Origin of the sequence: Spirosoma sp. KCTC 42546 (genome assembly GCF_006965485.1) — a bacterium.
GTDB lineage: Bacteria > Bacteroidota > Bacteroidia > Cytophagales > Spirosomataceae > Spirosoma.
In genome coordinates, this window is the sequence record NZ_CP041360.1 from 8,177,386 (window position 1) to 8,188,365 (window position 10,980).

Here is a 10,980-nt window from a genome sequence, read left to right on the forward strand (position 1 = left end):
ACTTTTATTATCTATGTACGGAAAAACAATAGTGTTGCGATTTATGGGCTCTGTGTGGCTCTCTTTCTACACTTTACCACAGTGTAGCTGCGTTACTAAAACCTGACTTTCCTACCGTATCTTTGTCAGATCATGCATATTAAAGTTGGAACGCGAAGCAGCCGATTAGCCATCTGGCAGGCAGACTACATACAAACGTTACTTCAGCAAGCGGGCTTAACCTCCGAGTTGGTACTCATTGAAACCAAAGGCGATTTGGTACTCGACCGGTCGCTAGCTAAGATTGGGAGCAAGGGTGTGTTTACACAGGAACTTGAAGACCAACTGCGCGATGGCAGCATCGATATTGCTGTTCATAGTGCCAAAGACCTTCCCTCAAGCCTCCCTCCCGATTTGGGAATCATTGCCTTTACCGAGCGTGAACTGGCTAACGATGTGTTGGTTAGCCGAAACAAAGAGGTATCTCTGCGCGGAGGCCCGGTATTTCGCATTGGCACATCGTCTACACGACGGGTAGCCATGCTCAAACACTATTGCCCACACCTGACTACGGTTGATATGCGCGGTAATCTGCAAACGCGTATTCGCAAACTCGACGAAGGTCAATGCGATGCACTGCTGCTTGCCTATGCGGGCGTTCATCGGATGGGGTATGATGACCTGATTGTAGAACACCTGCCCATCACCGAATTTACGCCCGCTGTTGGCCAGGGGAGCGTAGCTATTGAGGTAGCCACTTCGCTGGATAGTCAGGTTTCTGAAGCCCTCACCCGAATCATTAATCATGAGCCGACTGCGGCCTGTTTACGGGCTGAGCGTGCATTTCTGGCCAGACTGGAAGGCGGATGTAGTATTCCATCGTTCGCGCTGGCTCAGTGGACCAGCGACCAGATGATCAGCCTAACGGGCGGTTTGGTTAGTCTAGACGGTAGCCAACTGCTCCGCGAAACCTTTTCCGGCACACCCGAAGAAGCCCCATTATTAGGCCATTCATTAGCCGAAAGCATTCTGGAACGTGGGGGTGATGAATTACTGCAACAAATCCGCCAACAACTATGACCGTAACGATTGCTCAATCCGATGCCGATATTCGGCGCTGTGTGCCTGCTATGCTGGCCTTACGTTCCCACCTGACACCTGACCAGGCTTTTGACCGAATTCGCGCTCAACAAGCCAGCGACGGCTTCGTACTTGCCTTTGTGGATACGGGGAATCCATCGGAAACGGTTCCTGCGGTAATTGGCTATCGGTATTTGAATTTCCTATACAGCGGCAAAACGCTGTATATCGACGATTTGTCGACCCTACCCGAAGGACGTGGTAAAGGATACGCCAACGCCTTACTTGATTTCGTGATCGATCAGGCACGGCAATCGGGTTGCCAGTGTGTATCGCTCGATTCAGGACAGAATCCGGGCCGTTATGACGCCCACCGCTTATACCTGAATAAACGATTTAATATTGCCAGTCATCATTTTAAACTGGATTTGTAATGTGTTTATTTAACCGCAAAGGACGCAAGGGATAGCGCAAAGAGCGCGGAGAAAACTTTACTTTGCGTTCTTTGCGCTATCCCTTGCGTCCTTTGCGGTTAACTCTTAAAATACTATGAATCTTTTTCGAATTAGTTGGAGTAATCTAAAAGATAAGCCTCTAAGCAGTTTTCTGAGCGGGTTGCTGATGACCTTTGGCATCACGATTATTTCGCTGTTGTTATTGCTGAACAAGCAATTGGACGACCAGTTTCGGAAAAATATCAAAGGAATCGATATGGTTCTGGGTGCCAAAGGGAGCCCACTTCAACTAATTCTGTCGAGTATTTATCAAATTGATTCACCGGTCGGTAATATCCCGCTCGATGAAGCCGAACGGCTCACCCGCAATCCGATGATTAAAACGGCCATCCCGCTGTCTATGGGCGATAATTATCAGTCGTTCCGGATTTTGGGTACGAACAAGAAATACCTCGATCATTTTGAAGCAACGGTTGGGCAAGGGAAGTTATTCGAGCAGAATTTAGAGGTAGTCATTGGCCCCCGCGTTGCTGCTGTTACCGGCTTAAAAATTGGCGATACCTTTTCAGGTTCACATGGCCTGGATAAAGAGGGCGAAGTTCATGCCGGCTCAAAATATAAGGTCGTGGGTATTCTGAACCCAACTAATACAGTTACAGACCAACTTATTCTGACTCCTCTTTCAAGTATCTGGGCTATTCATGACCACGGTCACGAAGAAGGTGAAGCCCATGAGGAAGAAGGGCACGAGGAAGCCCCTCACGAGATTACGAGTATGCTTATAAAGTTCCGAAATCCAATGGGTATGATGGTTGCAAGGGGCATTAACAGCAACTCAAAACTTCAGGCAGCCTTACCCAATATTGAAATCAACCGGCTGTTTACGTTACTGGGCGTTGGCGTTGAAACCTTACGTGGATTAGCTATTGTGATTATGCTTATTTCGGGCGTTAGCGTATTCGTATCTCTGTACAATTCATTGAAAGAACGACGCTACGAAATGGCCCTGATGCTATCTATGGGTGCTACGCGAGCGCAATTATTCGGCATGCTCTTACTCGAAGGCTTAGTATTGGCATTAATTGGTTTTGGCTTAGGCATTTTGCTGAGCCGCGTTGGCCTGTGGCTCTTTTCAAGCAGCGTTTCAGAAGATTATCATTACAACCTGGCCGCATTTGGCATCCTTCCTGAAGAATGGATCTTATTGGGCGTAGCCATTCTAATTGGCTTAATAGCCGCTGCCCTCCCCGCTATAGGCGTCTACCGCATGAATATTTCCCGAACCCTGGCAGAGGATTAATGTAAAATGAACAATGGTTAATGTATAATGCAGCTAACATGCGTCATTAACATTAACCATTGTTCATTTTACATTAATCCACATTATCCCACTACGTTATAAATTACGACAGGGGCAGATTTATTCTTTAGCGTTACTTCACCAATGCGTTCGCAGGTGAAGGATTCGGCAACTTGCTGCTGTGCCGATTCGGCAATGACAATTTGACCGGGTTGTGCTACCGATTGTAATCGCTGAGCGGTATTAACCGCATCACCAATAACAGTGTAATCCAATCTTCTTAGGGCTGTTGAACCAATATTGCCCGATACCATCTCACCCGTATTAATCCCGATGGAAACTTGCGGATGATAAGTGGGATTGGTAACCAGACTATCTTCAAGCGTAGCAATCTGCGTCCGCACCGCCAGCGCGGCCTCAATGGCCCGATCAAAATGGTAGTCTCCCCGGAAAACAGCCATTACCGCATCGCCCATAAATTTATCGACGTAGCCACCCTGCCCAAGAATCTCCTTAACCATCACATCGAAATACCGATTTACCAACCGGACAACCGTATCAGGTTCTTCTCGCTCTGAAATCGATGTAAACCCGCAAATATCAATGAATAGGACGGTGGCAACTACGGTTTCACTGGCCGAGAGCGACGTCTCAAATTCGGGCTTGTTCATAAACGTCAGCACCGACTCATCCACGTACATGCGCAGGATATTGTTTTCCTTAATGGCCTGCAATGTTTGCCGGAGCTGCATGATGTACTCCATCGTTTTAGCCATTGTCAACTCCAGATCCTCGAAATTGACAGGTTTGGTAACGAAGTCAAACGCACCCCGATTCATAGCTGTACGAATATTATCCATATCGCCGTAGGCGGATACGATCACCGCTTTGAGCATTGGATTGCTTTCGTGCAACTTGATCAATAGTGTCAGGCCATCCATGCCTGGCATATTAATATCGGTCAGCACCATGTCTGTATCGGGTTGCTGAGCCAGCATTTCCAGTGCTTCTACACCATCATGGGCAAAGATGAATTCGTATTTTTTTTCCCGAATCTGTCTTCGAAACTTTTGCTTGATCAGTAATTCAAGATCCGTCTCGTCGTCAACCACCAATATTTTGGCATTCATGCTAAATCGTGTAGTTTTTGTTTGAGAACCGTAAAGTCGAGCGGTTTCGTCAGAAAATCGTTGGCTCCCAATTTAACAGCCTGTTCCTGTGACTCCGGGTCACCGTAGGCTGTAATCATCATAACAACGGGTGGTGGAGGTGTCTTAAAACCCTCCCGAATATGGCGTAATAATTCAAAGCCACTCATACCGGGCATATTAATATCAGACAGGATCAAGATAACCTCCGATTGATGATCGGCCAGGTAGGAAAGAGCCTCTTCACCTGAATTGGCAAAGTCTAATTTAAATTCTGCATTACGAATTTCGCGACGGAACCGCTGAAGAAACAAGTCTTTTACGTCTGTTTCATCGTCAACAACTAAAATTTTCATCATTGCTCGGAAGGGTATGACTCAAAGATAGAAAATTTGCCTCAGGCATCATAGATTTGTAAACTTACTACTGAATAACACCTCATCCATGGCTCCAACACCGCAGGAAAACCAAATTGACGTAGGAGCAAACCCGCCCTCCCCCACACAAATACCTGAAATCCCAACGCTTAAAAAGTCAAAAAAAGAAAAAAATAAGAAAGCCAGTAAAGGGGTTGAAACACTATTTCGAACCACACTGTCGAACCATATGAAACTCAGTGAGATGGCCGATCGAAAGGCCAATCTGATGATTTCTATCAATACCATTATTGTTTCCATCATCATTTCAGCTTACGCCCGAAAATACGATGCCCCAGATAACCTGCTTATCCCTAGTTTACTATTGCTGGCGGTCTGTCTGGTTACCATTATTGTTTCATTGATTGCAACCAATCCAACGATTTCGCCCATAAAAAAGCGAAACAGTATACCGGAGGATCGCCCAATTGATTTGCTGTTCTTCGGCTACTATTCCCAGCTTTCGTTAGACGAGTATCGCAAAAAACTGCGCAAACTGCTCAGCAACGATGATGACCTTTATACTAGTCTGATCAATAATATATATGCTCAGGGGCAGGTTCTGGCCCGAAAATACCGGCTACTCAAATTTGCCTACCAGTTTTTTATGATTGGCTTCTCGGTGGTCGTCATCACCGTTGTGATAGCCCTGCTCGCTACGTATTATAGCTAATTCAGTTTAGCCCTTTAATGACCACGCCCGACTGGACATTCTGGCGGAATATGGCTCGTGCCGATGCCGGTTTGCTGAGAAGCGCATAAAAATCATCCAGGTATCTTACTGTACGCTTTACATAGGTTTTATCCAATCGGCTATCGTTCTGATAGAGCGCGTAGACTTGAGGTTTTATCTGATTGAATTTATCGAATACCTGTTGCAGAAGCGGCATCGGGTAAGTAGGCCCCCGGTAGACCCGCTCCCGAACCGATGAAAGACCGAGCTGTTCCGCAGGTTTTGCATAAGACGCTTCAACAATACCGGCATGATCAAAGTCGTAGGGTACTGGTAGCGAGCTGGTTACACCATTAGCAAACAAGCGAATGTTATGCAGATAGGGCACTGACCAATCAGTATTCCCGATCATGTATTCAAAAACGGCAACAGTAGCCATGCCCAGCGAATCAGCATAACCCATCCCTATTTGCTTCATGGTATTGAGTTTTACGTTATTTCGTTTTGCTAGATCACTCTCATCTTCGAGCAGAAAGCTCCAATGTGTTTCAGGCGCGCGCTTCCCCAGCGAATCGGCATAGGTAACCCGAGCCAATTGGGCCCGGAAGCTTAAGTCCGTGAGCAGATTGTAGAGTTTATACACCAGGTATTCACGTACGACCCATTCGTCATTCTGGCAGTGCGTGACCAGTTTCACTTTATTCTGATGCGCAAATAAAGTCTTCTTAACTTTCTTTTTGGGGAGATCAATCAATAGGGGCGGAAATGTGCAGTTGACCTTACTACGCCGGAAATTCCCCCGGACTTTCAGTGTCAGGGGTAAGGTATCTAGCTCACTCCCATTCGTATAGGTTAGCACTGCAGCGTGGGTAATCGGCTTATCACCTCTATCTTTTGTTAGATCGCGCAGATTGGCAGTCAGTGTAAATTCCAGGTCACGATCAAGGTCAAATAGTGAGGGTTGCTTGTTGGTATTGGCAGCAATCTTCTTTTTAGGTTTTAAGGCCGAGCTTTTCGTGCTATCCTGAGCGACCGCAGCTGGTGTAACACAGGCAGCCCAAACCAGCAGCACAAGGAGGTAATAGGGTTTCATAGTAGCTTAAAATATGGGCAATTTAATGGAAAATGGGGCGCCAGTCTACTTCATAAAAGCCCATGCCGATAGGTTCAATAGCGACACGGGCTTTACAAGGAAAACGAACTGGACAAAAGCCATGTTTGTCGCTAGCTCATTTTGCAGCAGGTGGCGTCAGATAGCGAGCCAGAAACTTGTATATCTCTTCGCGCGAATCACGAGCCAGCTTCGTATCGAGTCGATTGAAGCTATGCCCACCCGGCGCGTCCTGATAAATCTTGTACTCAAACTTTTTCTCGTGTGCTTTCAGAGCATTTATCAATGATTCAACCTCCAGCACATTCACATCTTCATCATTCGTGTTAGTATGAATAAGCAAGGGCGTTTTCAGTTTCTGCGCATTCCAGACTGGCGACCGCCGACGATATTCGGCCACATTATCGGAGGGGTCTTTACCAATGTGGGTAGCTGCCGAGAATATGGTTCGATAGCTAGCGGGTTTGTATCCCAATCGGGCAATGATGTCGGTAACAGGAACACCTGCATACGCCACTTTGTAATCTTCGGGATGGTCGAAAATATTCATCAATGAGATCATTCCTCCGTGGCTCCAGCCGATAATACCCACCCGGTCGGCATCTACCTGGGGCATGTTCTCAACGGCCCATCGTTTTCCTGCCAGTACGTCGTCGTTTTCGTAATCGCCGTAATCTATTTGATTATAGAAGGTTCCGCCATAGCCAACGCTCCCTCTATATTCCGGGGCCAGGATGAGGTATCCCTGATCTACCAACTCCCGAACAACATGTGCATAGAGCGTACTGAAATCGCCATGTACACCATCATGCACGAAAATAAGTAGAGGTAGTTTTTTGGCCGATGCAAACTTCCGGGACACAAAGGTGTAAGCTGGAATTACAACAGGGTTATTGGCTCCCTGACCGGTTGGGTTTTTGATGACATGCGGAGGCTTACTGGCATATCGAACCTTGTCAATAATGGCTATGTCGCCCAGTTTTTGGTACCACAGTAAGTCATCGATGCTTTTTGCCAACCCCTGATCTGAGAAGCGTAGATTTTCTTCCAGCATCCGAACACGTTCGTTCAAATCAACGGGTGCGGGTGATGCCGTTTGGCTGGGTGGGGTTGTTTGTCCATAACTACAGACGTGAAGGAGGAAAATTAATGTAGCGAGATACAGGTTGTACATAAGTTAGTTGATTGAGTTATTGGCAAAATACTATTGTTTCTACCTAAGCTCCATCATCTAATCTGTTTCTTAAGCAGGAAGGGAAATTACGAATTTTGTCCCTTTTCCCTCTTCACTTTCAACGGTTAATGTTCCACTATGTCCCTTTGTTATAATATCATACGCCAACGATAAACCTAAACCCGTGCCCTCACCCGTGGGCTTGGTCGTGAAAAAAGGCTGGAAGATCTTCTGTTGTACCGACTCAGGAATCCCGGTGCCATTGTCACTAACCACAATCACCGCCTGGCTGTTGTCACAACGAGTGCTGATCGATACCGTTGGTTGGTAGGCCAGGTCTGGGTGCTGCTTCTGACGTTGCTGAACGGCATAAAACGCATTGGTGAACAGATTCAGCAATACCCGGCCAATATCCTGGGGAATCATACTGATCTGACCCAGGGATGCATCAAAGTCCGTCTTCAATACGGCGTTGAAGGTCTTGTCTTTAGCCCGCAAGCCGTGGTAAGCCAGCCGTAGGTATTCATCAGCCAGCGCATTCAGATCCGTTCGCTCTTTACGACCCGTACTTTTGCGCGAGTGTTCCAGCATTCCCTTTACGATACCCGATGCCCGGTTACCATGCTGACTGATTTTTTGAAGGTTATTCGATAAATCAGTTAATAATTCATCCTCAAGCTCTTCATCCCGATCCGCCCCCTTTTTTCGCTCTTCTTGTAACTCCTGCACCAACTCAGTACTTACTTCGGAAAAGTTATTGACGAAATTGAGGGGGTTTTGAATCTCATGCGCAATACCGGCCGTCAACTCGCCCAATGAAGCCATTTTCTCACTGTGAATCAGCTGATTTTGTGTAGACTTCAATTCGGCTAGTGCTTGATTCGTCTGATCGCGCTGGATCTGAATTTCTGTCTTTTGCTGCTGCAGGAGGGCATTGGCTTTTTGCTTCTGGCGATTGTTGCGGTAGACCAGAAAGAGTAAGCCCAGGACTAGCCCCATGCCAACGAGGGTGCCAATTAGCAATTGCCGTTGTCGCTGTGCCGTGGCGGTTTGTAAGGCTTTGTCTTTTTTTAACAAGGCAATTTGCGTTTGCTTTTCGGCAAGCCCGTAATTGTATTGCAGGATAGCCAATTGCTGCTGTGTATTTCGCCCAGACAGCGTATCTACATAAGCAATGTACTTCTGCTGAGCCGCATAGGCATCGGCAAACTTGTTCTGGGCCGCATACACCTGGGCCAAAATTTCATTAGCATCGCGAGATGCCTCTCTGTAACCGATTTGTCGACTCAAGTTCCAGCTACGAAGCGCGTTAACCAACGCACTATCAAGCCTATTCTGCTTGAGATAGGCTCGGGCTACTACCGTTTGAGTCCACACAACCACATCCGTTTCGGGTATTTTCGTTAAAACCGACAGCGCACGGCGGGCCATATTAAGCGCACCGTCATAGTTACCCTGTGCCACATATACAGCCGCCAGATTGCTCTCGGCCTGAGCTGCCAGACGAGGCCTGTTTAATGCATGGGCCAACCGGATCGACTTGTTGTAATAGCGATCAGCCCGGTCATAATCCTCCTGAAGTCGGTAAAGGTCACCAAAGCCATTCAACGACCGGCAAACGCCCTCCTGATCATTCGTACGCTCAAATAACTGAATAGCTGCCGATTGAATAGCTAAACCCTGCTGGTAATCGCCCAGTATAATGTGTAAACTACCCAAACGAGCTGTTGTGCGGGCTAATAGCTCCAGATTAGCTGCTTTTTCGGCTAACTGCTGTGCTTGCAGATTGTACGTTAGGGCCAACACATAATCGCCCCGTTGCGTATAAAACCAGCCAATTTGGCTCAGTACGCGTGCCATACCTGTCCGATCATTCAATTGCCTGAATAGTGCCAAAGCCTGATTCAGGTAAGGGAGCGTTTGTTGATACTCTCTATCCGTAGCATGGCCAATTCCCAGATTATAGAGCGCCGTGGCTTCCCCCCGCTGGTAATTGAGTTTTCGGGCTACTATCAATGCTTCCTGAGCAAGCAAAAGGGTTTGTTGCGGCTGGTCACCCCGTAGTAGATAGGCTAATGCATTCAGCCGGTTTACCCGGATCGTATCGGCCTGTAGATGGCCGGCCAATTGGGTACGTAGTGCGATCCGTAACGAATCCTGTGCCTGTACGCTGGTTACCGTTGCGGTCAACCAAAGCAATAGACTAAACAACAATGGGCGAATAGGCATAGTAACTAGCTGAAACCGGCACCAACTAACTAGTCAACCCTTAAGCCGGTAATGTTATGGTAAATGTTGTCCCTTCTCCTTCCTTACTTTCCACCTCCAACGTTCCCCCATGCCCCTTTGTTACAATATCATACGCCAACGATAAACCTAAACCCGTGCCCTCACCCGTGGGCTTGGTCGTGAAAAAAGGCTGGAAGATCTTCTGTTGTACCGACTCAGGAATCCCGGTGCCATTGTCACTAACCACAATCACCGCCTGACTGTTGTCACAACGAGTGCTGATCGATACCGTTGGTTGGTAGGCCAGGTCTGGGTGCTGCTTCTGACGTTGCTGAACGGCATAAAACGCATTGGTGAACAGATTCAGTAATACCCGGCCAATATCCTGGGGAATCATACTGATCTGACCCAGGGATGCATCAAAGTCCGTCTTCAATACGGCGTTGAAGGTCTTGTCTTTAGCCCGCAAGCCGTGGTAAGCCAGCCGTAGGTATTCATCAGCCAGCGCATTCAGATCGGTCAGTTCCCGCTGACCGTTACTGGCGCGCGAGTGTTGTAGCATACCTTTCACAATAGATGATGCCCGACCGCCGTGATGGTTAATTTTCTGTAAGTTCTGCTTCAGGTCAGTCAATAACTCCGCTTCCAGTTCGTGATCTCGGTCGGCTTTGGCCTGTTCTTCGGTCAGTTCGTCAATGAGTTCAATACTCACTTCGGAGAAATTGTTAACGAAGTTGAGTGGGTTTTGGATTTCGTGAGCGATACCAGCCGTGAGTTCACCTAACGAAGCCATTTTCTCGCTTTGAACTAACTGACTCTGAGTGGCTTTTAGCTCGGTAACCGTTTGCTCCAGTTCTTCTTTCTGACGCGTGATCTCGGCAGTTCGCTCGGCAACCAGGAATTCGAGTTCATTCTTTTTTGCTTCGATGATCCGCCGTTTTTCGAGCTCCTTCTCATGTTCCAGCTGCGCTTTGGCCAGCGACTTTTTCTGATTATTGGCAATGACGACAAACGTAATCAACCAGATGATTGCGAACGTAGAGGTTGCGTCAATGTAGTCATCATTGGCCTTATAGAATTTTGGAGCTAAATGCTCTAATAAGTCTTTAACGACGAGGATAAAGGCATAAGGTGCTAACGCCAGTAGTAACGTTCGGGCGGGCCGGAATTCATATAGTTGCGAAATAGTATAGACAATGGCAAAAATTATGATCAGCTCAAACCAGATTAACCAGGGATCAGGAAATATTCCCCCAAGTCCCATCAGAATTAAACCCGCAAGCCATACCTGCTTTAGATACCTATCCCAGTGGGGTAGCCGTTTTTCCGTCTCCAGAAATCTCCGGAAGTAGCGCATGAGGCCAGCAGCAATACCAATAGCTATGTACGATTCTCCATCCGACCAGTTCATACCT

The 10,980-nt window shown here is 47.3% G+C and carries 10 protein-coding genes; 4 read left to right on the forward strand and 6 right to left on the reverse strand.

Going from position 1 to position 10,980, the window contains the following annotated elements:
* Nucleotides 1–132 precede the first annotated feature (132 nt).
* The 3 genes from hemC to EXU85_RS33310 all read left to right on the forward strand — a co-directional run bounded on the left by hemC (nucleotide 133) and on the right by EXU85_RS33310 (nucleotide 2,814).
* Entirely contained in the window at nucleotides 133–1,059 is a 927-nt protein-coding gene (gene hemC, locus EXU85_RS33300) for a hydroxymethylbilane synthase (protein ID WP_142776208.1), read from the forward strand.
* Nucleotides 1,056–1,493, forward strand: a complete 438-nt coding sequence (locus tag EXU85_RS33305; RefSeq protein WP_142776209.1) for a GNAT family N-acetyltransferase — start codon at nucleotides 1,056–1,058, stop codon at nucleotides 1,491–1,493. Before hemC ends, EXU85_RS33305 begins: the two co-directional genes overlap by 4 nt.
* 115 nt (nucleotides 1,494–1,608) lie before the next feature.
* Complete coding sequence (locus EXU85_RS33310; protein WP_142776210.1) at nucleotides 1,609–2,814, forward strand: ABC transporter permease; 1,206 nt, start codon at nucleotides 1,609–1,611, stop codon at nucleotides 2,812–2,814.
* A gap of 83 nt (nucleotides 2,815–2,897) precedes the next feature.
* Here the strand turns inward: EXU85_RS33310 and EXU85_RS33315 are convergent, their stop codons facing one another.
* Together EXU85_RS33315 and EXU85_RS33320 are read right to left on the reverse strand one after the other, a co-directional pair.
* Entirely contained in the window at nucleotides 2,898–3,944 is a 1,047-nt protein-coding gene (locus tag EXU85_RS33315; RefSeq protein ID WP_142776211.1) for an adenylate/guanylate cyclase domain-containing protein, read from the reverse strand.
* On the reverse strand, nucleotides 3,941–4,321 hold the full coding sequence (locus tag EXU85_RS33320) for a response regulator (protein ID WP_142776212.1): 381 nt from the start codon (nucleotides 4,319–4,321) through the stop codon (nucleotides 3,941–3,943). Before EXU85_RS33320 ends, EXU85_RS33315 begins: the two co-directional genes overlap by 4 nt.
* 85 nt (nucleotides 4,322–4,406) lie before the next feature.
* Between EXU85_RS33320 and EXU85_RS33325 the strand changes: the two genes are divergently transcribed.
* On the forward strand, nucleotides 4,407–5,051 hold the full coding sequence (locus EXU85_RS33325; RefSeq protein WP_142776213.1) for a Pycsar system effector family protein: 645 nt from the start codon (nucleotides 4,407–4,409) through the stop codon (nucleotides 5,049–5,051).
* A gap of 1 nt (nucleotide 5,052) precedes the next feature.
* On the opposite strand, the gene EXU85_RS33330 is transcribed toward EXU85_RS33325, so the two are convergent.
* The 4 genes from EXU85_RS33330 to EXU85_RS33345 form a co-directional block, all read right to left on the reverse strand.
* Nucleotides 5,053–6,144 carry a hypothetical protein gene (locus tag EXU85_RS33330; protein WP_142776214.1) on the reverse strand — a complete coding sequence of 364 codons (1,092 nt, stop codon included), beginning with the start codon at nucleotides 6,142–6,144 and terminating at the stop codon, nucleotides 5,053–5,055.
* A gap of 136 nt (nucleotides 6,145–6,280) precedes the next feature.
* Nucleotides 6,281–7,336: a S9 family peptidase gene (locus EXU85_RS33335; protein WP_142776215.1), complete on the reverse strand. Its 1,056-nt coding sequence runs from the start codon at nucleotides 7,334–7,336 to the stop codon at nucleotides 6,281–6,283.
* A gap of 69 nt (nucleotides 7,337–7,405) precedes the next feature.
* Complete coding sequence (locus EXU85_RS33340; protein WP_142776216.1) at nucleotides 7,406–9,565, reverse strand: tetratricopeptide repeat protein; 2,160 nt, start codon at nucleotides 9,563–9,565, stop codon at nucleotides 7,406–7,408.
* A gap of 40 nt (nucleotides 9,566–9,605) precedes the next feature.
* Nucleotides 9,606–10,976: an ATP-binding protein gene (locus EXU85_RS33345; protein ID WP_142776217.1), complete on the reverse strand. Its 1,371-nt coding sequence runs from the start codon at nucleotides 10,974–10,976 to the stop codon at nucleotides 9,606–9,608.
* Nucleotides 10,977–10,980 lie beyond the last annotated feature (4 nt).